The organism is Halobacterium sp. MBLA0001 (assembly GCF_049705385.1).
Classification (GTDB): domain Archaea; phylum Halobacteriota; class Halobacteria; order Halobacteriales; family Halobacteriaceae; genus Halobacterium; species Halobacterium salinarum.
Genome location: NZ_JBNAMQ010000007.1, coordinates 648366 through 673748 on the forward strand (window position 1 = coordinate 648366; position 25383 = coordinate 673748).

Genomic DNA, 25383 nt, shown 5'->3' on the forward strand with positions numbered 1-25383 from the left:
GGCAGGTTTGACGCCCGGTTCGGAGTGGCAGAATTTCAATCGGTTTATACACCATTAGCTCCTCTAGTGCTGCAATGACGGACTCGGAGCCGGAAGTCACGCGGCTGTTCGGTGGTCCGGGGAGCGGGAAAACGACCGCGCTCCTCGACCACGTCGAGGAAATCCTCAGCGAGGACGACGTCTCGGTTCGAGACATCCTCGTCGTGTCGTACACGCGCGCTGCAGCCGCCGAGGTCCGGGAACGACTCGCCGAGCGACTCGATATGAACCCGCGATCCCTGCGGGGGAACGTCGCCACGATGCACGCCAAAGCCTACGAACTCCTCGGGTTGTCCCGTGGGGACGTTGTCGGCGAGAGCGACAAGGAGGCGTTCTGTGAGGAGTACGGCATCTCCTTCGAGGACGAGTACGCCTCCGGGTCGCGCCGGACGGCGCGCTCGACGACGCTGGGGAACAAGGTCATCGCCACCTCACAGTGGCTCCAGCGAACCAGCCGGGACGTCTCGGAGTGGTACGACGTTCCCTTCCGCTGGGACGACGAGGAGGTCCGCCTCCCCCCGGAGATCGACGAGAACGCACAGGTCGGGAACAAGTACACGCCGACGTGGCCGTCCAGCGACGAACGCCACGACATCCCCGAGGCGATCCGTGCGTGGCGGACGTACAAAGGCGAGAACGAACTCGTCGGGTTCGCGGACATGCTCGAACGCGTCGAGCAGCGCTCGCTGCTGCCGAACGTCGAGTACCTCGTCATCGACGAGTTCCAGGACATCACGAGCCTCCAGTACGACGTCTACGAGGAGTGGCGGCCCCACATGGATCGCGTCCTCATCGCGGGCGACGACGACCAGGTGGTGTACGCCTGGCAGGGCGCCGACCCCCGCCTGCTGCTCGACACCACGGTCACCGACGACCAGGTGTTGCCCAACTCCTATCGGCTCCCCTCCCAGGTGCTTGAGATCGTCCAACAGGAGATCAGTCACATCGACACCCGCCAGGAGAAAGACCTGAAACCCCGCAAGGAGGGCGGCAGCGTCGAAGCGATCGACAGCCCGTCGATGCTGGATCTCGTGCGGAACGTGCGGCGGACCGTCGAGGCCACCGACGACGACACGGTGATGATCCTGTTCCGGGCGCGCTACCAGCTGTTCGACTTCGTGGACGAGTTCATCGGCGACGGCATCCCGTTCCGCGCGCTCACCGACCAGCGGATGTGGACCGACCGCCTCCAACAGTACATCAACGCCGTCGAAGCCCTGGAGACCGACGACGACGTCAACGGCCTGGAGGCCCGCCGGCTCATGGACATGCTCCAGGATTCGGCGTTCGGCACCAACGACCGCAGCGATCTCCGGGAGGCCATCGACGAGGCCCAAGGCGAGAGCACCGACCTCACGGAGCTGACGTTCCCCGCGGAGTTCATCCGGGACTACGTGCCGTTCGTTCCCGGGCCGTCGGCGGCCGCCGACATGCTGCGGAAGGTCACACGCTACCAGCGCCGCAGCATCGACGCCTACTTCGAGGGTGACTACCGTGGCATGGATCCGGATCGGGTGCGCGTCGGCACGATCCACTCCGCGAAGGGCCGCGAGGCCGATCACGTCTTCTTGGCGACGGATCTCACGGAGAAGGTCGTCGAGCAGATGGCGGCGACCGCCGACCCCGAGACGGTGCCCGACGACGTGGAGTTCACGAGCAAAACCAGCCCGGTGCCGATCCTGACTGACAACGAGCGCCGCGTCTTCTACGTGGGGATGAGCCGTGCCCGCGAGCGCTTGGTGCTGTTGCAGGACCTCGTCGGCGGCGCGCCGACGCTCCCCATCGACGTGCTGCTGTACGGCGAGCGGACCGGACAGACGCTTGCGGACGCGCTGGACGCCGATACGCCGGTGCAGATCCCGTAACCAGAATGCGCGCTCCACCTTTCGCCACCGCGCTGGCGGACGCCGACGCCGACGCGTTCGTCCACGTCGGCCCGCCGGATGATCCGGTGGTGTCGTATCTCGCCGGCACACAGCTGCCGTGTCGCGCGGCCGTCGTGTACGGCGGCCGGGTCGCAGTGGTGCCCGAGCGCAGCCTCCCCGCGGCGTCCGGGGTTCCGGCCGAGGTCACCGTCCTGGACCCGCATTCGGTGCCCGCCAGGCGGCTGCCGGGGTTGGCGTCGGACGCAGTGCTTGCGCCCCGCATGCTGCCCCACGACGCCGCGTTGTACCTCGAAGAGGCGGGCATCGACGTGTCGTCGACGGTCGTCCACAAGCACGCCCGCCGTAGCAAGACGCCCGCCGAGCAGAAGACGTTGCGGGAGGCGGTCGCCGCCGCCGAGGCCGGCCTTGGGGCCGCCGGCGGCTTGCTCGCCGACGGTGTTGCGGACGACCTCGGGACGCCCGCGGCCGTGCGTCGTGCGGCCAACGCCGGGATCGCTGACGACGGCGCGGTGCCGGCGACGACCGTGCGGCCGGCGTCGGCGGAGCCGGACACGCCGCTGCGCGTCACGGCCACTGCTGTTGTCGACGGGTACCATGCGCCCGTCCGCCGGACGTTCGTCGCGGGCGCGGACGGCGGCTGGGATCGCCGCGCCACGCTGGGCTGTGAGTACGGCGTGGACGCCGCCATCGACGTCATCGAGGCGGGGGAGACGACCGCCGAGCGCGCCGGTGAGGAGGCGACCGCCGAGCTGGCGTCGCTGGGGTTCCCGCCCGAGGAGACCACCGTCGACGTTCACGGGGTCGGCCTGGAGCGCCGGGAAGCGCCGACCGGGGAGGCGACGCTCGCCGAGGGTGCGGTCGTGTCCGTGTCGGCGGGCGTGACCGACGACGGGCGCACGGTCGGCGTGTCGGATGTCGCTGTCGTCGGCGCGGACGGCGCCGAGCGCGTCGGGTCGTTCCCGCGCTCGGTCGTGCCCAAAGCCGATTACTGAGCGTCGTCGCTGTCGTCGTCGTTGTCGGGTGGGTTGGCAACCACCGTGGCAGCGCTCTGCGCGATGAGCGCCGGGATCTCGGTGGGCGTGTAGACGTAGCGGTCGCACGCCAGGATGGCGGCAGCGAACCCGAGGAAGACCCAGCCGGTGTGGTCCCCGGCGAGCAGTGTTTCGACGCCCAGCATCCCGGCTGGCGCTGCGAACGCGACCGCGACGCCGAGGCTGACCGCATCGAGCAGCTTCACAGGGTGGCTGTGCGTGCGCAGGCGAAAAACAGTTGTCGTCGCCACGAACCGGTACGTTTTCGTGATGCGTCCCGAATCTGGAACCGTGTTCACGGGAATCATCGAGGAGACGGGCACCGTCGAGCGTGTCGTCGACGACGACGACGGTCGCCGCCTCCGCATCGCAGTCACGGGTTTCGGCGCGTTCAGCCACGGCGAGAGCATCAGCGTCGGCGGCGTCTGTCTCACCGTCGAAGACTGGGGCGAGGACTGGTTTTCGGTGTTCACCGCCGCCGAGACGCTGTCGAAGACAACGCTGAGCGCCGTGTCGTCGGGCGACCGCGTGAACCTGGAGCGCGCGCTGCCCGCCGACGGCCGCCTCGACGGCCACGTCGTGCAGGGACACGTCGACACCACCACCGAGGTCGTCGACATCGAGCAGGTCGGCGAGGACTGGACGTTCACGTTCGCGCTCCCCGACGGCCACGCCCAGTACGTCGCGCCGAAGGGATCGGTCGCCCTGGACGGCGTCAGTCTCACTGTCGCCGGCATCGACGACGAAGCCGGCACGTTCTCCGTCGCCGTCATCCCGACGACCTACGAACTCACGTCGCTGTCCGAGCGCAGCCCCGGCGATCGCGTGAACGTCGAGGTCGACGTGCTCGCGAAGTACGTCGAGCGGATGGCCAGCTACGACTCCTCCGTGGACTCGGTCGGCGGCGCGCTGGACGCAGCCGAGTAATCCTCGGGGTCGACGCCCACACCGTCGTCCGCGATCCGCCGCACCGCCGGCTCGAGCGCGTCGCCGTCCCAGGTTGCGGCGTGCGCCGCGACCGCCGACGCCCCGGTGTGGTTGTACGCCGCCCGGTAGGCCCGGAGCTTCTTGCCGAGGACCGCCAGGAAGACGCCGTCGTAGGCGATGACGAACACCAGGAACGCGACCCCTTGGGCGACCCCGACGAACTCCGCGACCGGCTTGAGGTTGGTGACCGCCGTGTTGTACGTCGCGTGAATGAACGTCGCGGTCACCAACCCCTTCACGACGATGGGGCCGGCGTCGTCGGGGTTGAACTTCGCGAGGCCGAGGTAGTAGCCCGCGAACGCCGAGTAGATCACGTGGCCGGGGCCGGCGAGCGTTCGCAGCGCCGCCACCTGGAACGCCACCTCCGTGGCCTGCTGGCCGCCCGCGGTCTGCATGACCGACATGACCTCCCGCAGGATGTAGATCGCGTTCTCGACGGTGGCGAACCCCAGGCCCGCCATCGCACCGTAGACCGCGCCGTCGACGACGGTGTCGAACTCGTCGCTGCGGAAGACGTACAGCCGCACCGCCAGCCACTTCACGATCTCCTCGACGGGGCCGACGACCAGGAAATAAAACAGTGCGGACGTGGCCACGGCCGTGCTCCCCGTCATGGGGTCGCTCGACCCGAACAGCACGACCGAAGACATCGCGTTGATGGCGGCCGCAAAGCCCGCGAACAGGAACCCGAACACGAACGTGGCGACGAGCAACTCGATCGGCTCTTGGCCGGTCGCGTCGGCCAGCCAGATGTAGCCGGCGACGGCCAGCGCGGGCGCCACCGAGAGCAACACGTAGGCCCCGACGACGGGCCGGTCGAAGAACACCAACCCCGTCGCCGTGGCGAACTGCGCGACGATGATGAGCGCCGCGACAACCAACACCCCGGGGCGAAGCCCCGTCCCGAGAGCGTTGTAGAGCCACGTAGCCGCGTAGTCGAGCCGACTACGGGGCTCCCACGTGACGACATCGTAGAGGTCCATGTCGTCGTCGGCAGCCCGCTGCACCGGGTCCTGGTCAGCGGTCATGTGTCCCGTCTTTCGCATCCACGTCCTTCATCGTTCCTTCCGACCCGACGTGTGTCAGTACTTGCCTCGACGATAGGTTTTGTGTGCTACCAAATCGACGCCACAACCATGGCATACAGTCACAGCCGCGGCCTGTTGTACACCACCCCAACCGACAGCGACCACTCCGACACGACCCCCGCACAGCCCGCCGACGACTGAAACCCTGATACCGGTACGGGCGCAACCACCGCGTATGCAGCGCCACCAGCCCACCACCACCGCCGCCCACTCGCACGTCCAATGACCCGGGTTCGCGTCCGCGGCATCTACGCCACCGCGCTCACGCAGTTGCTCCGGAACGCGGGCCTCGACGTCGTCGCCGCATCCCCGCCCATCCGGGCACGGTTCCCGGACGCCGACCTCGGTGCCGCCGAACCCCACGCCGACATCCGGATGACGCCCGACCGCCAGGGCGTCGGCATCACCGCCCACGGTGACGACCACGCACGTGCCGTCCGCGCCGTCGTCGCCGACCTCCCCCGAGACACCTTCGTCTGGCCCGATCCCGTCCCTCGCGGCGCGGTCTTCGACGCCACCGTCGACCACACCGTCGGCGGCGGCGCGATCCTCGACCTCGGCGACGACCGCGAGGCCTACCTCCCGTTCGGCGCCGTCGACGACCACGTCACCGACGGCGACACCCTCCGGGTCGCCATCCGTGATCCAGCCCCGCCCTGGCACGACGACCGCCCCAGGGCCACGGCCACGATCACCGTTTCGGGCGCGCTCGCGAGCCTCGACCGCGGCGTCGACGCGCTCGTCGCCGGTGCCGCCACCGACCGCGCCGAGCTCGCCCGCGCGACGGAGCTCCTCGACCCCGACATCCCCGACAACTGGGGTGTCTACTGGGAGTACGACGGTGCCGACGCGAGCCTCGACGCCCGCGGGACCGCCCTCGACACGCTGGCCGCCCGGGCAGACCGGCTGGAGGCCACACTCGCCGACGCAGACGGGGGCGATACCCCCGGCCTCGTGGCCGCTCCGGACACCACGTTGTGGGCGTGGTTCGGCCGCGAAACCCGGTGTGCGCTCGACGACCACCGCCGCACGGTGGCAGCGACGATGCCGGGCCACCACCGCATCAAAGCCGGCAGCGACGCCGCCAGCGACGCCGTCGACTTCGCGGAGGCGCTGGGGGCGTCCGTCGACGAGTTCCCGTTCGGCGCGGTCACGGACCAGTTCGGCCCCGGCGTCGGCGCGTCGATCGAGATCCAGCACGGCAAACCCGACGGCGCGCTCATCTCGCTTGGCCGCGGCGAAGTCACCGATCGGTCCGCGGAGAACGCCCGCATCACCGTCGAGCGCGAGATGACTGGCGGCGGCACGTACGACGCCCTGGGTGTCGCCCGCGAGGCAGGCGACACCGCCACGACCCGGTTCACCGAGGGCAACTGGTGGTATCCGACTGTCTACCGCAGCGAGGACGGCGAACGCAAGGGGACGTATCTCAACGTCTGCACGCCCGTGGAAGTGTTCCCGGACGCCGTCCGATACGTCGACCTCCACGTGGACGTGATCAAACACGCCGACGGTGCCGTCGAGATCGTCGACCGCGAGGAACTGCAGGACTGCGTTGCCGACGGCCTGGTCTCCGAGGAACTCGCGGAAAACGCGCTGTCGGTCGCCGAGCGCGTGCAGTCAGCCGTGGCTGAGTAACACGCTCCTTAGAAGTGTGCGTCGGAGCTGGGGCTGCCCTCGCCGCGACCGCCGCGGCCGCCCTCGTTGCGGTCGATCCCCATGAAGCTCTCCGCCTGATCGCCGCCCCAGCCGCCGCCGTCGCCGTCGGTGAACCGCACGACGACATCGTCGACCTCGTCGAACTCCGCCGCGAGGTCGGTTTTGATCCGTTGTGCCGTCCGCGGGCTGATCCCACACCCGGAACACGCGCCGCCCAACTCGACGACGACTTCGCCGGCCGTCGCGTCGGCCTTCCTGACGGCGCTGGTCCCCCCGTGGCTCCTGATGATCGGCATCTGACCGACGAGCCAGGTTTCGACGCGCTCGTGGAGGTCTCCCGCGGCCGCTGTCTCGCTCATACCCGCGGATACACGCTCGATGCATGGTATACCTTCGGTTACTGCTCTTTCACGCCGCCCGCCGGTAGACCGCGCGCTCACGGCGCGTGAGTGCTGTCACCGGTCCCGCCCGTGAGCGCCGACGCGATCGCGCCCTTCAGCACCACGTCGTCGCCCAGCGTCGTCAGCCGGATCTCCGGGACGTTGCTGAACACGCGCTCCTGGATGTAATCTCGGATCGGCCCAAGCACCTGCTCGGGGTTGTGCAGCGCGACCGCCCCGCCGACGTACACCACCAGCGGAGCGTACGCCTGGACGAGGTTCGTCACGCCGATCCCGTTCCACACCCCGAGTTGCTCGACGACGTGGGCGGCAAACGTGTCGCCGTCGGCCGCACACTCGAAGACGTCTTTGGCGGTGAGCCCCCCGCTGTCCAGGGGCAGTGCCGTCTCCACGCCGTCGGCGTCGTCGGCCAGCAGGCGCGCGTACTCGGGGATGTTGTTCCCCGAGCAGTACGCCTCCCAGTGGCCGTCCCGGCCACACCCACACGTCCGCCGGCCGCGCGGGTCCACCACCATATGCCCGAGCTCGCCGGCGTTGCCGTCCCACCCCCCGATCACGGTTCCGTCGACGGCGATCCCCGCGCCGATCCCCGAGGAGATCGTGAGATACGCCATGTCGTCCGGCGTGCGGTCGGCGTAGAACCGCTCCCCGATGACGCCGGCGACCGTGTCGTTGTGCAGGAACACGCGTTCCGTGTCGACCCCCAGCAGGTTCGCCAGCGGGCCGACCAGCGGGATCGTCTCCACCGACGCCGGCATGTTCGCCGGGGAGTCGATGGCACCGTTCGCGAGATCCAGGGGGCCGATGCTGCCGATGCCCGCGGCCTCGATCGCCGTCGGCGCGACGCCGGCGTCCGCGGCCGCCGCGCGCATCACTGCCAGCACGGTCTCCGTGACCGCGATCCCGGTCGGGCCGCTGGGCGTCTTCCGCCGGTCGACGCCGACGATGCGTCCCGATTCGTCACTGACCGCCCCACGCACGTTCGTCGCCCCGAGGTCGACGCCCGCGTAGTGCATTCACGTGTAGCGGCGGGTTCCGACCACTTAACCACTCAGTTTTCACGCAGGATCGTGTCCGCCCGCTCACCGGGTCGCAACCCACACCGTGCCCGGCCCGTGGAACCGCCCCACCGACGCCGCGTCCTCCATCGCGGACACGCGCTCGACAGCCACGCGCACGCGGTCCTCGAACGCCACGACGTTCGCGGCCGCGACCACGCGGCTGTCCCCCTCGGCCAGTGCCACCCGTTCCACGCGCCCCCGTCCGGCGACGTACACGGTTCGTTCGCCCGTGAACTGCGTCATCAACAGCCCCATGCCCCGCGTCGGCGCGTTCCCGATGCTGCGCGCACCCACGCTGACGCCGACCGGCGCCGCAACGAACCCGTCCCACGCCACCGACACCCGCCCCCCGGCAGCGCCCAACTCACAGGCCGCGATCTCCCCCGGGTAGTCAGGTGCGAACCGCACCACTGCCCCGCCACCGACCGCGCGCACCCGGACCGGCGTCACCTCGCGCTCGCGGGCGGTGTTCGCGACCGACCGCATCGCCCCCGCCCGCGACCGGTCGATGCGCACGTCCCCCGTGTGATCCACGAGCGCGCCCGCAGCGGCCAACACCGCCTCCTCGGCGTCCAGTGTGACCTCCAACAGCCCCCCCATCCCGTCGCCGACCGACGCCTCCATCATCGCCACCTCGGTCCGGGACCGCGACCACCGCCCGTCCGCCGCCGAACACGCATCATACGCGGTCGTGGCCCGCGACCAGCATAAGCATATGCCCGCCGCCCGCAGGTGCGCACATGCACGCCCCCGACCTCGCCGGCCGGACTGTGCTCGTCACCGGGAGCGCCCGCGGGCTCGGCCGCGGCCTCGCGCTCTCGCTCGCCGACTGCGGTGCCGCCGTCGCCATCCATTACCACACCAGCGCCGACGCCGCCGACGAGGCCGCCGCCGAAGCCCGGGCGCTCGGCGCGCCGGCAGTCACGACGGTCCGCGGCGATGTCACCAGTCCCGACGCCGTCGACCACATCTTCGACACCGTCGAAGCCGACATCGGTCCCGTCGACGTGCTCGTGAACAACGTCGGCGCGTTCGCGCCCACGCACTGGACGGAGATCGACGCCGACACCTGGCACACCGTCCTCGACACCAACCTCACCGCGCCCTTCCTCACCGCCAAGCGCGCGCTCCCAGGGATGCGCGCCCGGTCGTGGGGTCGCATCGTCAACGTCGGCTACGCGTCCGCCGAGAAGGGACTGGTCAATCCCACGAACTTCCCGTACTTCGCGGCCAAACAGGGGTTGTTGATGTTCACCCGCATGCTCGCCGCCGACACCCAAGACGACGGCATCACCGCCAACGCCGTCTCGCCGTACGTCGTCCAGAACTCCGACGAGTTCCCCGCCGACGCACCACGTGGCCGGTGGGCGACCGTCGAGGACATCGCGAGCGTCGTCCGGTTCTTCTGCGACGCCGACAGCGGCTACGTCTCCGGCGAGAACGTCAACGTCGACGGCGGCTGGCTGCCCGAGCACGTGTAGCCGCCGAACCGGCCGCTACTCGCCCCGCTGGCTCCACGGGCCGACGCCGGCGAACCGCCCCAGCGCCCAGCCGGCGGCGAACGGCGCGACGACGGCCAGACACGCCAGCCCCACCCACCGACCCGGCGGCGGCTGCATCGCGAGGAACACGAGGTAGGCGACGCCGACCACGGGCAGCGACCGTGCGAGCAGCGAGCGCGACTCCGATGGCATCGCCTCGGTGTTTGCCCGCACTCGCTGAAGAACCCCGTGCTCGCTGCCGGGCACTCACTGGTTTTCGAGCGCGTCGATCACGCAGGCGGCGGCCACGACACCCTCCTTGGGGATGGTGCGTGCGTCGTCGATGGTGACCGTGTACGTGTCCTTCACCGAGAACTGCCCCTCGATGGCGCCGACCGCCCGCCCCTCGGGGTCGTAGATGTCGTATTTGTTCGGCACGAGGTTCACCACGCCGATGAGGTGGCGGAGCGCCGACAGCACCGTGCTCCGTGACTCGATGGTGGCAAGCGCGTCGCCGGTGTCGGGGTCCCGGATCGTCCAGTTCTCCGCGAACAGCGAGTAGTCCTCATCGAGCACCACCACGTCCTCGCCGGTGGTGTCGTCGACGATGGTGTACGTGCCGCCGATGTCGAGTATGCCCCCCGCCGCCACGGTGAACGCCGGGTCACCGTCGTCGGTGACAAACGGGAACTGCTCTTTGAGCTTGAACAGCTTCTGTTTCGCTTTCAGCACCACCTCGCCGTCGGCGTTCCGGACGTCGTACTTGTTCCGCACGAGCGCCTGCCTGACCTCGAAGCTGTCGCCGTCGAGGTCGACGGCGGCAATGTCGTAGTCGGCCATGTCGTGTGCTGTTTCGGCCCACTGAAAAGCCTTCCCTGCGTTCGCTGGGACCGATAGACCTTCCGTGGTCGGTCCCCTGTGCTCTCCCAATGAGCGAAGAGTACATCGAGGTCCGTGGCGCCGAAGAACACAACCTCACGGACCTCGACGTGGAGCTTCCCCGCGAGTCGCTGAACGTCGTCACGGGGCTGTCCGGATCCGGGAAGTCGTCGCTCGCGTTCGAAACGATCTACGCCGAAGGGCAGCGCCGGTATATCGAGAGCCTCTCGGCGTACGCGCGCAACTTCCTCGGGCAGATGGACAAACCACAGGTGGAGTCCGTCGAGGGGCTCTCCCCGGCGATCTCCATCGACCAGAAGAACGCCGCGAACAACCCCCGGTCGACGGTCGGCACCGTCACCGAGCTCCACGACTACCTGCGACTGCTGTACGCCCGCGTCGGCACGCCACACTGCCCGGAGTGTGGCCGCGAGGTCGGCGAGCAGTCCGCCCAGCAGATGGTGCGGCGCATCTTCGACCTCCCCGCGGGAACGAAAGCGAAGCTGCTCGCACCGGTCGTGCGCGACCAGAAGGGTGCCTTCGAGGACCTCTTCGAGGACCTCGTCAACGAGGGGTACTCGCGGGTGGCAGTCGACGGCGAGTCCTACGACCTCGCGTACGACGACCCCGACCTCGACGAGAACTACGACCACACGGTCGACGTGGTGGTCGACCGCGTGACCGTCACCGAGGACGCCCGCTCCCGGATCACTGACAGCGTCGAAACCGCCCTCGACGAAGCCGACGGCGTGCTCAAAGTCGTCGTTCCGGACGCCGGACCCGACACCGAACTCGGCGGCGCGACGGCGCGCTCGACCGGCGACCTCGCCGACGACGCCGCCGACGACCGCCTCGTCGTGGAGTTCAGCGACGCCCTCGCGTGCACGCATTGCGGCATCGACATCAGCGAGATCGAGACGCGCAGCTTCTCGTTCAACAGCCCCCACGGGGCGTGTCCCGAATGCGAGGGCATCGGGAACACCAAGGAGGTCAGCGAGGACCTCGTCGTCGTCGACACCTCCAAGCCGATCAAAGACGTCTTCGAGGCGTGGAGCTACCAGCGCTCGTACTACCGCACGCGCCTGGACGCCGTCGCCGCGCATTTCGGAGTCAGCGTCGACACGCCCTTCGACGAGCTAGACGACGCCGTCCAGCAGGCGTTCCTCTACGGCACCAGCGACGAGGTCGTCTTCGAGCGCTCCACGAAAAACGGCACCCGCCGCAAGGAGAAGCGCTTCGAGGGCGTCATCCCGAACCTCGAACGCCGGTACGTCGAGACGGATTCGGAGTCCACCCGGGACCACATCGAGACGTACATGTCCGTGACGACGTGCCCGGCCTGCGACGGCACCCGCCTGAAGCCGTCCTCGCGGGCCGTCCTCGTCGACGGCACCCCGATCACCGACGTCAACCGGATGAGCATCGGCGACGCCCTCGCACAGTTCGAGGGGATGGAAGCCGAGCTGGACGCCCGGGACACCAAGATCGCCGCCGAGATCCTCAAAGAGATCCGCGCCCGCCTCGGGTTCATGACGGAAGTGGGCCTGGAGTATCTCACGCTGGACCGCGAGGCGTCGACGCTCTCCGGGGGGGAATCCCAGCGCATCCGCCTCGCCACCCAGATCGGGTCCGGGCTGGTCGGCGTACTGTACGTCCTCGACGAGCCCTCCATTGGACTCCACCAGCGCGACAACGACCGGCTGTTGAACACCCTCGAAGAGCTGCGGGATCTCGGGAACACGCTGATCGTCGTCGAGCACGACGAGGAGACGATGCGCCGCGCCGACACCGTCGTCGACATGGGGCCGGGGCCGGGCCGCCACGGCGGCGAGGTCGTCGCCAACGGCAGCGTCGCCGACGTCATGGCCGCCACCGACTCCATCACCGGCGACTACCTCGCGGGCCGCGAGCAGATCCCCGTCCCCGACGAGCGCCGCGACTACGACGACACGCTCACCGTCACGGGTGCCCGCCAGCACAACCTCCGGAACCTCGATGTCGACCTCCCGATCGGCGCGTTCACCGCCATCACGGGCGTCTCCGGCTCGGGGAAGTCGACGCTCATGCACGACATCCTCTACAAGGGGTTGGCCCGCGAGATGAACGACAACACGAGCGTCGACCCCGGCGACCACGACGCCATCGAGGGCACCGAACACGTCGAGACGGTGCGGCTCATCGACCAGAGCCCGATCGGCCGCACGCCCCGCAGCAACCCGGCCACCTACACCGGCATCTTCGACTACATCCGGGAGAAGTTCGCGCAGACGAAACTCGCCACGCAGCGCGGCTACAAGAAGGGGCGGTTCTCGTTCAACGTCAAAGGCGGCCGGTGTGAGGCCTGTGGCGGCCAGGGAACCCAGAAGATCGACATGAACTTCCTCTCGGACGTTCACGTGCCCTGCGAGGAGTGTGGCGGCGACCGCTACAACGACGAGACGCTCGACGTCACGTTCAAGGGCAAGACGATCGCCGACGTGCTCGACATGAGCGTCGAGGAAGCCCACGACTTCTTCGAGGCCGACAGCCGGCTCGGCCGCCGCCTCCAGTTGCTCGAAGACGTCGGCCTCGACTACATGCGCCTCGGCCAGCCGTCCACCACGCTCTCCGGGGGGGAAGCCCAGCGCGTCAAGCTCGCCGAGGAGCTGGGCAAGCAGTCCTCGGGGGACACGCTGTACCTCCTCGACGAACCCACCACCGGGCTCCACAGCCACGACGAGCGCAAGCTCATCGAGGTGCTCCAGCGGCTCACCGACCGCGGCAACACCGTCGTCGTCATCGAACACGAGTTGGATCTCGTGAAAAACGCCGACCACGTCGTCGACCTCGGCCCCGAGGGCGGCGCGGCCGGCGGCGACGTCGTCGCCACCGGAACCCCGGAGGCGGTCGCGCGCACCGACGACAGCCACACCGGCCGCTACCTCCGCGATAAGCTCCCGGCGGTCGACCGCGAGGGGCCGCGAAGCGGCCGCGAGAAACCGGCGCTGAGCGACGACTGATCCGCCCGCGAACTCAAACGCGCGTTTGAACCCGCCAAGCCGTAATACCGCCGCCCCGCGTACGGCCGTGTATGCACCGCCGACCGTTCCTCTCGCGGCTCTGTCTCGGGGCTGTGGCCGCAACCGCGGGCTGTCTCTCTCGGCGCGACGACCGCGACCACTCAGCCACGTCACGCACTCGATCGACGGGCACGGATGCGTCGCCCCCGCGCTCCGCTGACCGCACGCGCGTCGCGGCCGGCGACACCGCCCGCCGAACCGTCGGCACCGGCAGCCTCGATGCGGGCGGGCTCCGGCGGCCGGCCCGCATCGCGTTCACCAACCCCACGAGCGAGCCACACGACGGCACGCTCACGATCTCCCGGCGCGGCGAGCGCGTGCTCGACGAGCCGGTGACCCTCGCCGCGGACGCGAGCCTGGTCGCATCGCTCACCGACCTGGACGCCTACACCGCGCGGGTGTCCGGCCCCACGCTGCGCGGCGAGCAAACAGCCACCCTGCGTCCGGGCGGGTTCACCTGCAACGCCACGAGCACCGCCATCACCGTCCAGGACGACGCCACGCTTTCGTCCACGCGCGTCTCGACGCGGATGGCGTGTCCGGGGGTCGTGACCGACGACGTGGCGGCCGGCGACACCGCGACTGAGACGGTGGGCGCAGCCGGTGCGGGCGGCGACTACGCGTTGCGCCTCCGGAACGCCACCGCGGCGTCGTGGACGACGCGGCTCCGCGTCGACACCGACTCGACACCCCGCTTCGACGGCGTCTACACCCTCGCCCCCGACAGCACGGCGGTCGTTCGGCTGCGCGACCGCCGCGCGTACACCGCCTCGATGCGAGTGCTCGGGACGGAAGCCACGGCGACCGCTCGGGTCACGCCGGCCGACTTCGACTGCCCCAGCGCCGCAACGCGGGTGTCGATCGACGCCGCCGGCAGCCTCTCCGTTGCCCGTGACCCGTCGGCGTCGTGCACCACATCGTCCGTGTAGCTGCCGTACGCAGCCGCCAGCCGCGAGGGAGAAGACCTTTGCTGGCCACCGGACTACCACGCGATGATGTACGACTTCGTGGTCGTCGGTGTCGGCCCCGCCGGCGCGCGGTTCGCCCGGCGCGCGGCCCAACAGGGCTACGACGTGATCGCGTTCGAACAAGGAGACCTCGGCACGCCGCTCGCGTGCTCGGGCCACGTCAGCCTCGACGTCTGGGAGTTCGTCCCCGACGAACACCACGACGCCCTGTTCCAGAACGACATCCGGGGGGCGCGCTTCCACCTCGGCGGCGCGGACTCGTCCGCCCACCCGTTCTACAAATCCACCCCGATCTCGAACGCCATCGACCGCGTCCACCTCGACGAAGTCCTGGCCGAGGCCGCCCGCGACGCCGGTGCTGACGTCCGCGAACACCACACGGTCACCGACGTCACCGAACACCGCGACCGGGTCACCGTCACCGCCCGCGGCCCCGACGACTCCATCGACGTCACCGCGAAGATGGTGGCCGGCAGCGACGGCCCGCGCTCCCGCGTTCGGGACGCGCTCTCGCTGCCCGACCCCGACGAGTTCCTGCACGGCGCGCTCGCGTTCGACCCCGACCCCGACCACCAGGACTTCGTGGACGTCCACCTCACCGTCCCCGGGTTCTTCGCGTGGCGCATCCCCCGCGGCGACGCCGGCGTCGAATACGGGCTCGCAGCCGCCCCCGGCGAGGACGTCGCCGGTCGCTTCGACGACCTCGTCGCCGACTACGGCGTCGACGTCGAACACCGGTGTTCCGGTCTCATCCCCATCGGCCCGCCGGACACCGTCACCAGCCACCGCGGGTTCCTGCTGGGCGACGCCGCCGGGCAGACCAAACCCTTCACCGGCGGCGGCATCCGCTACGGGATGACCGCCGCCGACGCGGCCGCCCGCGAACTCGACCCCGACCGCCCGGGCACCCTCGCGGGCTACGAGCGCGCCTGGCGGGACGCCCTCGAACGCGAGATCACGCTCGGCCACCTCGTGCGGGCGGGCTACTCGATGCCGACGCCCATCCAGTCCGCCGGCCTGCGGCTGTTCTCCGGGGAGATCGCGGTCGACATGGACAAACCGACCAGCCTGTTCTCACTCGACCAGGCGCGGGCGCTGCTCCGGTAACACAGCCCTACAGGTAGTCGAAGGCCTGCTCGCTGCCCGCGTCGAATCCGAGCCGCTCGTGCGCCCAGTCGAAGACGCCGTCGTCGGCGCGCGCCCGCAGGAACTCGACGATCTCCTCGCCCACGTCGGCCCCGTAGAGTGCCTGCCCCGACCGCATGCGCTCGCGGACGTCGTCGGTCTCCGCCACGTGGGTGATCATGTCCGCGACGAACGCGCCGCTTGTCGGGGGCACCAGGAGGTTCGTGTTCGCGTCGAACACCGTCTCCGGGCGGTCCGTGCTGAACCGCGCCGTGAGACACAGCGCCGCCTCGATCTCGTTGAGCTCCTCCTGCATGCTCCCGGAGTCGGTGAACTCCGCGAAACACTGCCCGGATTCGAGGAACTCGTAGACGTGGGCGTGTTTCTTCCACAGCCCCGTGAACAGGAAGTTCTCCCGCTCGTCGGCCAGCCGCTGGAGGCGCTCCCGGTAGCCGTAGTTCTCCAACGCCCGCTTGGTGGCGTTCAACTCCACGAAGTTGACGTTGTAGCCGCGCTCAACCAGCTCGATGACGCCCTCGACGATGGCGGTGAACCGCTCGGGCAGGAGGTTCGCGCGCCGGTGGATGTCCACGCGCAGCCAGTCGTCGCGCGCCTCCAACACCGGATACACGTCGAACACGCTCTCGCCGTCGTGATCGCGTTTCATCTCGATGGCGTCCACGACCGAGTTCCCGACCACCGGCATCCGCTCGTGGCCGTCGACGCTGCGCGGATACCCCTCGCGTTCGAGGTGCTCGCGGTTCAGCGCCACGGGCGCGAACTGGTAGATCGACGCCGCCGAACCGACGAACGTGTCGTACTGCTCGGGGAACGGCTCGGTTCGCTCGACGTGCCAGTCGCCGCGCCACTGCTCGCGGATCACGGCCGCCGGGTCGTCGGTGGTCTCGTACGCCGGCGCCATCCCCCGCAGCCCGGCCTCGTTGTGCGCGACCTGCTGGTTCGTGGCGAACATCCACGCCTGCGGGAAGACGCCGGCGGCGTGCGTGTCACCGTGCACCATCGGCAACACGGTGGTGTCCGGCCACGCCTCGAGGCGCTCGGCCAGCGTTTTCACCGCCAGCATCATCTCCGCGGTCTTCTGGGTCAGATCGCCCCTGATCCCCAGGTCGGCCGCGATGTGGGGCTCGATCCCGTACTCTTCGAGCCCGTGCCCGAGCACGTCGTCGTAGTGCTGGCCGGTGTGAATCACGAAACACGGCACGTCGTTGGCTTCGGCCGCGGCAACGACGGGGGCCTGCTTGTAGAAATCCGGCTTGGTCGCCGTCACGACCGCGAGCACGAAGTCGCCGCGGTCCATCTGGGCGGCCAGCCGGTCCTCGTAGATCGTTGGGGCTGCGTCCATGCCAGCGCGTTCGCCGAACACGGTAATAACAGTCGTGTTCCCGAGCGCGCCGCCGATCCGCCAGCCGCCTAGTACTCGGGCCGTCGGCGCGACCGCTCGCCGGTGTCGACGAACGGCGGCTCGACCACCGCTGCATCGACCCGGTCTCCGTCCGCCGCGACCGTGAGCCCGCCGTGCCATTCGCTCACCACGGCGAACGCCAGCGGGTCGCCCCGCATCGGACTCTCTGCCGCCCGCGTCACCTCGCCGACCCGCGATCCGTCGGCGTACACGGCCGCCTCGGAGGCCGGCAGTGCGTCGGGCGCAAGCCCCACCAGGCGGCGGTGGGGCTCCCCGGCAGCCGCGGCGTCACTCCCGTCGAGGCGCGCGAGCCCGAGCGTGGCAAGCGTTCGACCGGCGAGCTCGGACGCGAACAGCGGCGTCCCGGCTTCCAGCGTCAGCGTCTCCCAGGTCTCGCGGCCGAACGGCACGGCGTTCAATCCGCGAACCAGCAGCGTCTCGAACACGTCGTCGGCGTCTTCGGCGGCGCACACGACCAGATATCCCTCCTCGCCGGCGAGGTCGTCGTCGCGCACGACCGTCACGCCGCCCTCCATCTCCCCGCGGACGAACCGCAGGCGCTCCTCGGGGGGGCTTGCCCGGTGCAGCACGCTCGCCACCTTCTCAGTGGCCTGTGGGCCGTGGACGCCGAACGTCCCGAACTCGCCGGTCGACAGCGTGACCGCGGCGTCCCGGTTGCCGGCACGCTCGCGCCACCGGCTGGCAACTCTGTCGCCCTCGCCCGCCGGCAGGAGGGCCAACAGCCGGTCGTCGGTCGCAAACACGTATCCGTCCGCGCGCACACGCCCGTCGTCGCAGACGACCACGTACGCGCCGCGCCCGTCCTCGGTCGGTACGCCACCCGACACGCCGGCCGCAACGACCTCGTGGGCGTCCTCGCCGGTCGCCACGACAACGTCGAACGCGTGTTCGGTCACCCCGGCCGCGTTCCTGACGGCGCGATGCGTGCGGTCGGGACGCCCGTACTCGACGGGCACCGCCCGCCCCGCCACCTCGCGGAACGTCGCACCGTGCGCCTCGTGGGCCGCCCTCACCACAGTCATATCCAGTATCTCGCCGCCCGCAGGGGGTAAACCCACCGCATCGATCAGAGGCCGATCCGCCGCCGGATCGCGTCCAGGACCGACGACTCGTCGGTCGCGTCGTCAGTCGGGCGGGCCACAACGCGCTCGTCGACTCTGAACTTGGTTCTGCCCTCCGCTTCCTCGGCGTGCACGAGTCCCGCGGCCGTCAGCGACGCCAGCGCGGCCTCGATGTCGTCGATGCTGACATCCACGCCCGTCCGCAACTCGAAGACGGTCATCCCGTCGCCGGGGCGTTCAGCGAGCGCATCGAGGACCGCAACCTCCGTCTGGGGGCGGTCTCGAAACTCGCGCTTCGCAGGCATACGTTATCGAACGGTCCCCGGTGTCTTAGCCGTGTCCCTGAACGGTAGTCTTTTGCCGTTGGGCTGGGTACGACGCTCCCAATGGGTATCAGGTGTTCCCTGCTCGGGCACGACTACGGTGAGTCGTTCGTCGAGCGGGACCGCGAGGAGCGCGGAAACGAGGTTGTGGTGACAGAACGCGAGCTCCGGGAATGCCAGCGCTGTGGGTCCGAACACGTCACAAGCGAGAACACCGAAGTGCGGCCGCTTGCGGACTCCCAGTCGACACCTGACTCCGCGGAGGACGGCGACACCGACGCCACGCAGGCAGCCGATGGCACCAGCAGCGCCGCGTTCTCGACCGCCAGCGAGGCCGTCGATCACACGACCACCGACGCATCGGCGTCCAGCAACACCACACCGGCGGACGGCAGCGGCGCCGACGACGCGGTCATCCTGGAGGAGTCCACGGCCGACACCACGGCCGACGAGGACAGTCCCGGCCGCGACCAGTGGACGGAGCCGGCCGACCCCGAGGTCGATCCGGACAACCCCACAGCGGCGGCGTCAGCCGACCCGGACGATGAGGCCGTCGAGTTCGTCGACGCCGACCCGGACGCCGACGACGATGCCGCCGGCGTGGACACGTCCCAGGCGACCGCCGACGCGACCACGACCGCGGCCGACGACACGCCGGCGGACCGCGACCACGGCGAGTGGCCCGAGCCCGACGGCGAGGACGAGGGGTTCGACGCAACCCCCGACCGCGGCACGGACCCAGCCGGTGACGCCGATGTCGTCGCGCCGACCGCGACCGACGCCGACACCAGCACCTTCGAGTTCGAAACGACGGCGGACCCCGACCCGATGGACGAGACCGAGTTCACAAGCCCCGGAACCGTCGACACCGACGGCAATGACGACCTCGATTTCACGCTGTTCTGCCCGGAATGCGGCTTCGAGCAGTACGCCGCCGGGGCCAGCCTGCGCGCCGGCGACATCTGCCCGGAGTGCAAGCGCGGCTACCTCGGTGAGGACCGCTGACGGCACACGAAGGGACTAAAACCCTCGCTGCCGTTCTCGCGGTCATGAAGGAGTACAAGATGCGGCGGGGGGAGTATCTCGACGAACGCGTGTCTGATATGCTGGCGACTGTCGAGGAGTATTTCGGCGACGTCACCGACACGAAACGGTTCAAGGACAGCGACCTCTACGTCGTCGAAGACCCCGACAACCCCGTGTTCAAGCGCATCGTCGCCGGAACCGTCGAATACGCCGGGAAAAAAGACAAGCTCGGCGTCCAGTTCGAGGAACGGCCCGCCGAGGACGTGATCGCCGAAGGCAACGCCGACGCGGCCGCCGACGCCGTCGACGCGAAAAACGACTTCCTGCTCGAGGCGACGGGCCGAGACGCCAAGTCCCGCCGCGACTCCATGAAGCGCAGCGTCGAAGACGACGCCGAAAAACCCGACACCGTCTAGTCGACCGCCGTTCTGCCGTCCTCTCCGTGGTCACAGCCGCCGCCGACGCCACACGCATCGGCGCGGCGGTCCGTACGGCACCACTCGGCCGCCGGCTCTGCCGAGCAGTCAGGGCCGGTTGAGCTTCTCACGGCTGATCCCGATCCCGTTCGGCGTGACGATCAGCTGGTCGTCGCCTTTCTGCACGATGTCGCCGCCGACCTCCCTGGCGACCTGGCGCAGCTCGTCGATGACGTGTTCGACGGTCCGATCCTCCGTGCGAAGGCGCGTGATGTCCGCGACGACGAGATCCCCGTCGTACACCGCGTCCTTGATCGCGATGACGTCTTCCTGGCCGTCGATCTCCGCGATGTGCACGGCCACGCTCGCCTCGCCGGCGTCCGCATTGAAGTCGTCCGCGTCCAGCTCGACGTAATCCTCGGTGGAGCTGCCGTTCCCACGGAGGATCTTATTCATGAATCCCATACGGTAGACACCAACCCGCCGCGTTCATAGTTCTTGCGTCAGACGGGGTGAACTGCCCGGTTGCGCACGCTCGCGCCGCCTCACCCCCGATCACGGTGGGGTCGACTGCCGGTTCGATCAGGTCTTTGCTGCTGCAGGCGCTCGCCCCGAGCGTGACGTTCAGCATCTGCGTTCGAGAACCCTACACCGCCGACGGCGACCAGCAGTACCGTTTCGGGGTTGCCGTGACGACCCGACTCCCCGGGGTCGGCGTCCCCTGTCCACACGTCAACGAGCACGGCGCGGTCGCCACGCAGAGCGTGACCAACCCCCGACTGGGGTCGGCGGGCGTCGACTACCTCGCCGACGGGCTCGGCGTCGAAGACGCGCTGCAGGCACTCCTCAACGCCGACGACAACAGCTCCGAGCGACAGCTTCACGGCGTCGGCCGCACCGGGTCGTTCGCGTTCTCCGGCGACGACTGCAACGGCTGGTACGGCGACCGTGCCGGCGAGAACTACACCGTCGCCGGCAACCTCCTCACTGGCGACGCGGTCGTTGAACGCACCGCCGCGGCGTACGAGGACCAACGAGTCGACGGTGCAACCGACGCCGAAGACGCCGACCCGCTTGCCAGCCGCCTCATCGACGCCCTGGGCGCGGGACAGGCCGCTGGCGGCGACAAACGCGAGGCGCTCACCGTGCAGAGCGCGGCGGTCACGGTCGTCGACACGGCCGCCGCGGAGTCACCGTACTGGAACGACCTCCGGGTCGACGCCAGCGAGGATCCGATCGTCGATCTCCGGGAGACGTACCGGCTCGCGAAAGCGGGCTACGAGGACGCCATCGAACTGTACGACGACCCCGACGACGAGGACGCCCCGGCGACGGGAACCGACTGACGGACCCGGGTCACCCCGACGGTCAGACCGAGAACTCGAACAGCTCGTCGCCGACGTGATGCAGCGACGACACGACCTTCCCGGACTCACCGTCCATCTCGGTGCCGTCGACGAGCGCCCGCCCCACGGCCAGCGTCTTGCCGTGTGCTGCCTCCTGGATCACGACCAGGTCGCCGGCAGTGATCTCCGGCGATGCCGCCGTGATCCCGGGTCGCATCACGTCTGCACCGTCGCTCACGAACGACACAGCACCGGCGTCCACAGTCACGACCCCCGTCGACGGGTCGGTGCGGTTCGCGCCCGCGACCGTGACGAACGGCTCGCCGTCGGGATACCACACCAACGGGTCGCCGTCGACGAGCACGATCTCGAACTCCTCGTCGGCGAACGTCACGCGCTCGTAGGCGTCGCCATCCAACTCGACACCCAACCCCGTTCGGAGCGCGTCGCCGATCTCGTCGATGTCGTCGCTTCGCAAGTGGTGCCGTGAAGACACGTCCATACGTGTCCTCGGGGCGCCTCCAGCCATAAATCGACCGCTGTCTGCCCAACGGATAAGTGCCCGCCCGGTGAACAACCGCGTGATGTGGGCCGACCACGATCCCGTCACCTGTATCGCGTGCGGCGACACCACCGCACGCAGCGACGCCCGCGAGTACGACAAACACGGCGACCGCTGGACGCGCACGGACAAGGAGTTCGAATACCTCTGTAAACCCTGTTTCCGTCGGCTCACCAAACACGCCCGCGATGGCCTCGAAGCGGCCCTCGACGACGCCGGCGCGGGTCGGGTCCCCGACGACGAGTTCCTCGCCCGGTTCCTCGACGCCACACGCGAAGACACCGCCGAACGCGAGTAGGGTGGCGACACCACTAACTACGCCACCCGGCTACTGGTAGCCATGAGCGATTCTGAACCCGCCCAGGGGTCCATCGAGGACCAGGGTCCCGTCGAAATCTCGCCCGAACTCGCCCGCCAACTCGAAAACAAACGCGACGACCTCTTCGAGAAGTTCGACCTCCACGACGAGTTCCCGCCGGACGTCGTCGCCGAAGCCGAAGCCCGCACCGAAGACGTCCAAGCGGAGATCCAGGCCGAAATCGAGGACCGCGCGGACATGCGCCCGCTGCCCACGTGGACCGTCGACCCCGTCGACGCCCAGGACTTCGACGACGCGATCTCCGTGCTGGAACGCGACGACGAGTACGTCCTCTGGGTGCACATCGCCGACGTCACCCACTACGTTCACCCGGACTCGGAGATGTGGGCGGAAGCCATCGACCGCGCGAACACTGTCTACCTCCCCGGGTACACCATGCACATGCTCCCGCCGGTGCTCGCCGAAACGGTGTGTTCGCTGGTGCCCGGCGAGGACCGCCTCGCGCACACCGTCGAGATGCACCTCGACAAGGACGACCTCTCGTATCAGACCATCGAGATCTACAAGTCCGTCATTCACAGCGACGAACGGCTCACCTACAAGGACGCCGAACAGCGCCTCGACGACGAAACCGCGCCCCTCCACGACGACCTCTCGCTGGTGTTCGATCTCGCCGACCAGATGCACGAGCAGCGCAAGGTCGAGGGGAGCCTCGTGCTCAACCCCCGCCGCGACCGCGCCCACACCATCATCGAGGAGTCGATGCTCAAGGCGAACAAGGCGGTCACCCACGAACTCATGTGGAACCGCGGCGTCGAAGCCGTCTACCGCGTCCACCCCCAGCCGTCCCCCGAGGAGTGGGACGACGCCCTCCAGGAGATCCAGGAACTCAACGGCGTCTCCATCCCCGGCGACGCCTGGGACGACCCCCGGAAGGCGGTCAACGCAACCCTCGAACAAGCCCCCGAGCGCCAGCTCGGCAAGATCCAGTGGGCGGTGATGAAGGTGATGCCGCGCGCGCGATACATGAACGATCCCTTCGGCGGCCACCACGCGCTCAACTTCGAGATCTACGGCCACTTCACCAGCCCCATCCGCCGCATGAGCGACCTCGTGAACCACTGGATCGTCTACCAGAACGACGTTCCCGAAACCCTCATCTCGCTCTGTGACCGCGCCAGCGACAAACAACAAGCCGGTGAAACCGCCGAACGCGAATACCGCGACTTCCTCGAAGAGGTCGGCCTCGACCCCGACGCGGTGAACAACCGCGGCGTCACGGTCGTCGACTCACCGACGACCTCCTCGTAGCCACCACAGACGGTGCCTCGCACCGAGCCAGGGGGTCGGACACAGCCGTAACTGTTCTCTCTCGACTCGGCACCACGACACTACGGACCGACGCGTCGCTTTGCGGGCAAATACAGGAGTGGACTCGCTGGGATTTGAACCCAGGGCCTCTTCCTTGCGAAGGAAGCGATCTACCGCTGATCTACGAGCCCGCGACCGCGCAGAAACGACCGCGCGGCGAGGTCGAACATCGAAGACGATGCGAGCCGAAAACGGCCCTCATGGGGCCACGGTGGCGGCTCAGTCTTCGAGGACGATCTCGATGTTGACGTCGTTGGGAACCTGAATCCGCATCAGCTGGCGGAGCGCGCGCTCGTCCGCGTCGATGTCGATGAGACGCTTGTGGACGCGCATCTCCCAGTGCTCCCAGGTCGCGGTCCCCTCGCCGTCAGGGGACTTCCGGGACGGCACTTCGAGGGTCTTCGTCGGCAGCGGGACCGGACCGGAGACTTTCACGCCGGTTTTGTCCGCGATCTCCTGGACTTCGCCACAGATGTTGTCGAGGTCGTCGGGATCGACGCCGGCGAGACGAACGCGTGCCTGCTGCATGGATTAGGCTTCGTCGACGTCCAGAACTTTTCCGGCCGCGATGGTCTGACCCATGTCGCGCACGGCGAACGAGCCGAGTTCCGGAATCTCCGAGGACGGCTCGAGGCTGAGTGGCTTTTGCGGGCGCACGGTGACGACCGCTGCGTCGCCGGACTGGATGAAGTCCGGGTTCTCCTCCTGGGTCTCGCCGGACGCCGGGTCCATCTTCTTGTCGATGGATTCGATGGTACACGCGACCTGTGCGGTGTGCGCGTGGAAGACCGGCGTGTACCCGGCGGTGATGACCGACGGGTGCTGCATCACGACGACCTGTGCTTGGAAGGTGTCGGCGACCGACGGCGGGTCGTCGGCCGGACCACAGACGTCGCCGCGACGAATGTCGTCCTTGCCGATGCCGCGCACGTTGAACCCGACGTTGTCACCGGGCTCCGCGTTCGGCACTTCCTCGTGGTGCATCTCGATGGTCTTGACCTCGCCACCGACGTCGCTGGGCTGGAAGCTGACGTTGTCGCCGGTGTTCATCACACCGGTCTCGATGCGTCCGACGGGAACGGTACCGATCCCGGAGATCGTGTAGACGTCCTGGATCGGGAGCCGGAGATCGGCGTCCGTCGGCGGCTGTGGCACCGGAAGCCCGTTGAGGGCCTCCAGGAGGGTGGGGCCGTCGTACCACGGTGTGTTGTCCGAGTGGTCCGAGACGTTGTCGCCCTCGAACGCGGAGGTCGCGATGAACTTCGCGTCGTCGGGGTTGAAGCCGACCTGCCCGAAGAGGTCCTTGACGCCGGAGACCACTTCGTTGTATTTGGACTCGTCGTAGTCGACGACGTCCATCTTGTTGACAGCGACGATGAGCTCGTCGATGCCAAGCGTTCGCGAGAGGAAGACGTGCTCTCGCGTCTGGGGCGCGACACCGTCGTCAGCGGCGACGACGAGGACGGCGTTGTCGGCCTGGGACGCACCCGTAATCATGTTCTTCACGAAGTCGCGGTGGCCAGGACAGTCGACGATAGTGAACTCGTACTCGTCGGTGGTGAACTCCTGGTGGGCGATGTCGATGGTGACACCGCGTTCGCGCTCCTCGGCGAGGTTGTCCATGACGTAGGCGAACTCGAAGCCGCCCTTGCCCTTCTCCTCGGCCTCTTCTTTGTGCTGTTCGATGACGTGCTCGGGTACGCTCCCCGTTTCGTAGAGGAGGCGCCCGACCATCGTGCTCTTGCCGTGGTCGACGTGGCCGATGACGGCCAGGTTCTGGTGGCGGTTGTCGCTCATATTCGGATAATGCGCTGAAGACGCGCTCTGTGAAGTCTATTCGTCAGTTCGCAT

Annotated in this window: 27 protein-coding genes and 1 tRNA gene; 13 read left to right on the plus strand and 15 right to left on the minus strand. The window is 68.8% G+C overall.

Translation table 11 applies throughout. The features are described 5' to 3' along the window. Positions 1 to 74 precede the first annotated feature (74 nt). Positions 75 to 1904, plus strand: a complete 1830-nt coding sequence (locus tag ACOZ32_RS04615; protein WP_010903960.1) for a UvrD-helicase domain-containing protein — start codon at positions 75 to 77, stop codon at positions 1902 to 1904. A 5-nt stretch (positions 1905 to 1909) separates the two neighbouring features. Further along, positions 1910 to 2917: a M24 family metallopeptidase gene (locus ACOZ32_RS04620; protein WP_285270830.1), complete on the plus strand. Its 1008-nt coding sequence runs from the start codon at positions 1910 to 1912 to the stop codon at positions 2915 to 2917. Here ACOZ32_RS04620 and ACOZ32_RS04625 read toward each other — a convergent pair. Continuing rightward, positions 2911 to 3162, minus strand: coding sequence for a DUF7533 family protein (locus ACOZ32_RS04625; protein ID WP_049892579.1), 252 nt, complete (start codon positions 3160 to 3162; stop codon positions 2911 to 2913). The two genes, ACOZ32_RS04620 and ACOZ32_RS04625, sit on opposite strands and share 7 nt — an antisense overlap. A gap of 85 nt (positions 3163 to 3247) precedes the next feature. On the opposite strand from ACOZ32_RS04625, the gene ACOZ32_RS04630 reads away from it, so the two are divergent. Continuing rightward, positions 3248 to 3883 (plus strand): riboflavin synthase, encoded by a 636-nt coding sequence (locus ACOZ32_RS04630; protein WP_168731194.1) that lies wholly within the window; start codon positions 3248 to 3250, stop codon positions 3881 to 3883. Here ACOZ32_RS04630 and ACOZ32_RS04635 read toward each other — a convergent pair. Then, positions 3832 to 4971 (minus strand): PrsW family intramembrane metalloprotease, encoded by a 1140-nt coding sequence (locus tag ACOZ32_RS04635; RefSeq protein ID WP_168731176.1) that lies wholly within the window; start codon positions 4969 to 4971, stop codon positions 3832 to 3834. The genes ACOZ32_RS04630 and ACOZ32_RS04635 overlap by 52 nt on opposite strands. 282 nt (positions 4972 to 5253) lie before the next feature. Here ACOZ32_RS04635 and ACOZ32_RS04640 point away from each other — a divergent pair, with 282 nt between their 5' ends. Then, positions 5254 to 6669, plus strand: coding sequence for an Rne/Rng family ribonuclease (locus ACOZ32_RS04640; protein ID WP_205251303.1), 1416 nt, complete (start codon positions 5254 to 5256; stop codon positions 6667 to 6669). A gap of 8 nt (positions 6670 to 6677) precedes the next feature. Here the strand turns inward: ACOZ32_RS04640 and ACOZ32_RS04645 are convergent, their stop codons facing one another. From ACOZ32_RS04645 to ACOZ32_RS04655, 3 genes are all read right to left on the minus strand, one after another. Further along, positions 6678 to 7049 carry a NifU family protein gene (locus ACOZ32_RS04645; RefSeq protein WP_010903966.1) on the minus strand — a complete coding sequence of 124 codons (372 nt, stop codon included), beginning with the start codon at positions 7047 to 7049 and terminating at the stop codon, positions 6678 to 6680. A 77-nt stretch (positions 7050 to 7126) separates the two neighbouring features. Further along, on the minus strand, positions 7127 to 8107 hold the full coding sequence (locus ACOZ32_RS04650) for an ROK family protein (protein ID WP_136361000.1): 981 nt from the start codon (positions 8105 to 8107) through the stop codon (positions 7127 to 7129). A 66-nt stretch (positions 8108 to 8173) separates the two neighbouring features. Next, the gene (locus tag ACOZ32_RS04655) at positions 8174 to 8776 is read right to left on the minus strand and encodes an AIM24 family protein (RefSeq protein ID WP_338756285.1); all 603 of its coding nucleotides are present in this window, start codon (positions 8774 to 8776) and stop codon (positions 8174 to 8176) included. 116 nt (positions 8777 to 8892) lie between these two features. Between ACOZ32_RS04655 and ACOZ32_RS04660 the strand changes: the two genes are divergently transcribed. After that, positions 8893 to 9633 (plus strand): SDR family NAD(P)-dependent oxidoreductase, encoded by a 741-nt coding sequence (locus ACOZ32_RS04660; RefSeq protein WP_136361001.1) that lies wholly within the window; start codon positions 8893 to 8895, stop codon positions 9631 to 9633. 15 nt (positions 9634 to 9648) lie between these two features. Here the strand turns inward: ACOZ32_RS04660 and ACOZ32_RS04665 are convergent, their stop codons facing one another. Together ACOZ32_RS04665 and ACOZ32_RS04670 are read right to left on the minus strand one after the other, a co-directional pair. Then, positions 9649 to 9846: a hypothetical protein gene (locus ACOZ32_RS04665; RefSeq protein WP_010903970.1), complete on the minus strand. Its 198-nt coding sequence runs from the start codon at positions 9844 to 9846 to the stop codon at positions 9649 to 9651. 54 nt (positions 9847 to 9900) lie between these two features. Beyond that, positions 9901 to 10473, minus strand: coding sequence for a hypothetical protein (locus ACOZ32_RS04670; protein WP_136361002.1), 573 nt, complete (start codon positions 10471 to 10473; stop codon positions 9901 to 9903). 89 nt (positions 10474 to 10562) lie between these two features. On the opposite strand from ACOZ32_RS04670, the gene uvrA reads away from it, so the two are divergent. The 3 genes from uvrA (at position 10563) to ACOZ32_RS04685 (ending at position 15646) form a co-directional block, all read left to right on the plus strand. After that, on the plus strand, positions 10563 to 13511 hold the full coding sequence (uvrA, locus tag ACOZ32_RS04675) for an excinuclease ABC subunit UvrA (protein ID WP_235262662.1): 2949 nt from the start codon (positions 10563 to 10565) through the stop codon (positions 13509 to 13511). A 71-nt stretch (positions 13512 to 13582) separates the two neighbouring features. Then, on the plus strand, positions 13583 to 14500 hold the full coding sequence (locus ACOZ32_RS04680; RefSeq protein WP_424334969.1) for a hypothetical protein: 918 nt from the start codon (positions 13583 to 13585) through the stop codon (positions 14498 to 14500). A gap of 66 nt (positions 14501 to 14566) precedes the next feature. Next, complete coding sequence (locus ACOZ32_RS04685; protein ID WP_205251306.1) at positions 14567 to 15646, plus strand: geranylgeranyl reductase family protein; 1080 nt, start codon at positions 14567 to 14569, stop codon at positions 15644 to 15646. 7 nt (positions 15647 to 15653) lie between these two features. Here ACOZ32_RS04685 and ACOZ32_RS04690 read toward each other — a convergent pair whose 3' ends face one another. The 3 genes from ACOZ32_RS04690 to ACOZ32_RS04700 all read right to left on the minus strand — a co-directional run bounded on the left by ACOZ32_RS04690 (position 15654) and on the right by ACOZ32_RS04700 (position 18474). Further along, entirely contained in the window at positions 15654 to 17027 is a 1374-nt protein-coding gene (locus ACOZ32_RS04690) for a UDP-N-acetylglucosamine 2-epimerase (protein ID WP_205251307.1), read from the minus strand. A 68-nt stretch (positions 17028 to 17095) separates the two neighbouring features. Beyond that, a complete protein-coding gene (locus ACOZ32_RS04695) occupies positions 17096 to 18130 on the minus strand; it encodes an aminomethyltransferase family protein (RefSeq protein ID WP_285265761.1) in 1035 nt (344 codons plus the stop codon). Positions 18131 to 18174: 44 nt separating this feature from the next. Further along, positions 18175 to 18474: a DUF6432 family protein gene (locus tag ACOZ32_RS04700; protein WP_010903977.1), complete on the minus strand. Its 300-nt coding sequence runs from the start codon at positions 18472 to 18474 to the stop codon at positions 18175 to 18177. Between the two features lie 81 nt (positions 18475 to 18555). On the opposite strand from ACOZ32_RS04700, the gene ACOZ32_RS04705 reads away from it, so the two are divergent. Together ACOZ32_RS04705 and ACOZ32_RS04710 are read left to right on the plus strand one after the other, a co-directional pair. Further along, entirely contained in the window at positions 18556 to 19497 is a 942-nt protein-coding gene (locus tag ACOZ32_RS04705) for a DUF7093 family protein (protein ID WP_205251309.1), read from the plus strand. 44 nt (positions 19498 to 19541) lie between these two features. Then, positions 19542 to 19934, plus strand: coding sequence for a DUF5611 family protein (locus tag ACOZ32_RS04710; protein WP_010903979.1), 393 nt, complete (start codon positions 19542 to 19544; stop codon positions 19932 to 19934). Positions 19935 to 20042: 108 nt separating this feature from the next. Here ACOZ32_RS04710 and ACOZ32_RS04715 read toward each other — a convergent pair whose 3' ends face one another. After that, a complete protein-coding gene (locus tag ACOZ32_RS04715) occupies positions 20043 to 20399 on the minus strand; it encodes a cell division protein SepF (RefSeq protein ID WP_010903980.1) in 357 nt (118 codons plus the stop codon). A gap of 152 nt (positions 20400 to 20551) precedes the next feature. Between ACOZ32_RS04715 and ACOZ32_RS04720 the strand changes: the two genes are divergently transcribed. Further along, the gene (locus ACOZ32_RS04720) at positions 20552 to 21280 is read left to right on the plus strand and encodes a DUF1028 domain-containing protein (protein ID WP_285255229.1); all 729 of its coding nucleotides are present in this window, start codon (positions 20552 to 20554) and stop codon (positions 21278 to 21280) included. 22 nt (positions 21281 to 21302) lie between these two features. On the opposite strand, the gene ACOZ32_RS04725 is transcribed toward ACOZ32_RS04720, so the two are convergent. Further along, complete coding sequence (locus ACOZ32_RS04725; RefSeq protein WP_010903982.1) at positions 21303 to 21782, minus strand: RNA-binding protein; 480 nt, start codon at positions 21780 to 21782, stop codon at positions 21303 to 21305. Between the two features lie 82 nt (positions 21783 to 21864). On the opposite strand from ACOZ32_RS04725, the gene ACOZ32_RS04730 reads away from it, so the two are divergent. Next, positions 21865 to 22140, plus strand: coding sequence for a DUF7562 family protein (locus ACOZ32_RS04730; RefSeq protein WP_010903983.1), 276 nt, complete (start codon positions 21865 to 21867; stop codon positions 22138 to 22140). Positions 22141 to 22182: 42 nt separating this feature from the next. Beyond that, complete coding sequence (locus ACOZ32_RS04735; protein WP_424334970.1) at positions 22183 to 23472, plus strand: RNB domain-containing ribonuclease; 1290 nt, start codon at positions 22183 to 22185, stop codon at positions 23470 to 23472. A 119-nt stretch (positions 23473 to 23591) separates the two neighbouring features. Here ACOZ32_RS04735 and ACOZ32_RS04740 read toward each other — a convergent pair. The 3 genes from ACOZ32_RS04740 to tuf all read right to left on the minus strand — a co-directional run bounded on the left by ACOZ32_RS04740 (position 23592) and on the right by tuf (position 25329). Further along, positions 23592 to 23663 (minus strand) — tRNA-Ala (locus tag ACOZ32_RS04740). An 88-nt stretch (positions 23664 to 23751) separates the two neighbouring features. Next, positions 23752 to 24060: a 30S ribosomal protein S10 gene (rpsJ, locus tag ACOZ32_RS04745; RefSeq protein WP_010903985.1), complete on the minus strand. Its 309-nt coding sequence runs from the start codon at positions 24058 to 24060 to the stop codon at positions 23752 to 23754. A 3-nt stretch (positions 24061 to 24063) separates the two neighbouring features. Continuing rightward, positions 24064 to 25329 carry a translation elongation factor EF-1 subunit alpha gene (gene tuf, locus ACOZ32_RS04750; protein ID WP_010903986.1) on the minus strand — a complete coding sequence of 422 codons (1266 nt, stop codon included), beginning with the start codon at positions 25327 to 25329 and terminating at the stop codon, positions 24064 to 24066. Positions 25330 to 25383: the final 54 nt, after the last annotated feature.

Bases quoted from the DNA above. Each gene is read 5' to 3' on its own strand.
- ACOZ32_RS04690 (WP_205251307.1), bottom strand. From the start codon at position 17,027: ATGGACGCAGCCCCAACGATCTACGAGGACCGGCTGGCCGCCCAGATG.
- ACOZ32_RS04700 (WP_010903977.1), bottom strand. From the start codon at position 18,474: ATGCCTGCGAAGCGCGAGTTTCGAGACCGCCCCCAGACGGAGGTTGCG.
- ACOZ32_RS04670 (WP_136361002.1), bottom strand. From the start codon at position 10,473: ATGGCCGACTACGACATTGCCGCCGTCGACCTCGACGGCGACAGCTTC.
- ACOZ32_RS04620 (WP_285270830.1), top strand. From the start codon at position 1,910: ATGCGCGCTCCACCTTTCGCCACCGCGCTGGCGGACGCCGACGCCGAC.
- uvrA (WP_235262662.1), top strand. From the start codon at position 10,563: ATGAGCGAAGAGTACATCGAGGTCCGTGGCGCCGAAGAACACAACCTC.
- ACOZ32_RS04650 (WP_136361000.1), bottom strand. From the start codon at position 8,107: ATGCACTACGCGGGCGTCGACCTCGGGGCGACGAACGTGCGTGGGGCG.
- ACOZ32_RS04615 (WP_010903960.1), top strand. From the start codon at position 75: ATGACGGACTCGGAGCCGGAAGTCACGCGGCTGTTCGGTGGTCCGGGG.
- ACOZ32_RS04730 (WP_010903983.1), top strand. From the start codon at position 21,865: ATGTGGGCCGACCACGATCCCGTCACCTGTATCGCGTGCGGCGACACC.
- ACOZ32_RS04640 (WP_205251303.1), top strand. From the start codon at position 5,254: ATGACCCGGGTTCGCGTCCGCGGCATCTACGCCACCGCGCTCACGCAG.
- ACOZ32_RS04635 (WP_168731176.1), bottom strand. From the start codon at position 4,971: ATGACCGCTGACCAGGACCCGGTGCAGCGGGCTGCCGACGACGACATG.
- ACOZ32_RS04680 (WP_424334969.1), top strand. From the start codon at position 13,583: ATGCACCGCCGACCGTTCCTCTCGCGGCTCTGTCTCGGGGCTGTGGCC.
- ACOZ32_RS04735 (WP_424334970.1), top strand. From the start codon at position 22,183: ATGAGCGATTCTGAACCCGCCCAGGGGTCCATCGAGGACCAGGGTCCC.
- ACOZ32_RS04655 (WP_338756285.1), bottom strand. From the start codon at position 8,776: ATGGAGGCGTCGGTCGGCGACGGGATGGGGGGGCTGTTGGAGGTCACA.
- ACOZ32_RS04685 (WP_205251306.1), top strand. From the start codon at position 14,567: ATGTACGACTTCGTGGTCGTCGGTGTCGGCCCCGCCGGCGCGCGGTTC.
- ACOZ32_RS04725 (WP_010903982.1), bottom strand. From the start codon at position 21,782: ATGGACGTGTCTTCACGGCACCACTTGCGAAGCGACGACATCGACGAG.
- ACOZ32_RS04705 (WP_205251309.1), top strand. From the start codon at position 18,556: ATGGGTATCAGGTGTTCCCTGCTCGGGCACGACTACGGTGAGTCGTTC.
- ACOZ32_RS04660 (WP_136361001.1), top strand. From the start codon at position 8,893: ATGCACGCCCCCGACCTCGCCGGCCGGACTGTGCTCGTCACCGGGAGC.
- tuf (WP_010903986.1), bottom strand. From the start codon at position 25,329: ATGAGCGACAACCGCCACCAGAACCTGGCCGTCATCGGCCACGTCGAC.
- ACOZ32_RS04695 (WP_285265761.1), bottom strand. From the start codon at position 18,130: ATGACTGTGGTGAGGGCGGCCCACGAGGCGCACGGTGCGACGTTCCGC.
- ACOZ32_RS04645 (WP_010903966.1), bottom strand. From the start codon at position 7,049: ATGAGCGAGACAGCGGCCGCGGGAGACCTCCACGAGCGCGTCGAAACC.
- ACOZ32_RS04665 (WP_010903970.1), bottom strand. From the start codon at position 9,846: ATGCCATCGGAGTCGCGCTCGCTGCTCGCACGGTCGCTGCCCGTGGTC.
- rpsJ (WP_010903985.1), bottom strand. From the start codon at position 24,060: ATGCAGCAGGCACGCGTTCGTCTCGCCGGCGTCGATCCCGACGACCTC.
- ACOZ32_RS04715 (WP_010903980.1), bottom strand. From the start codon at position 20,399: ATGGGATTCATGAATAAGATCCTCCGTGGGAACGGCAGCTCCACCGAG.
- ACOZ32_RS04710 (WP_010903979.1), top strand. From the start codon at position 19,542: ATGAAGGAGTACAAGATGCGGCGGGGGGAGTATCTCGACGAACGCGTG.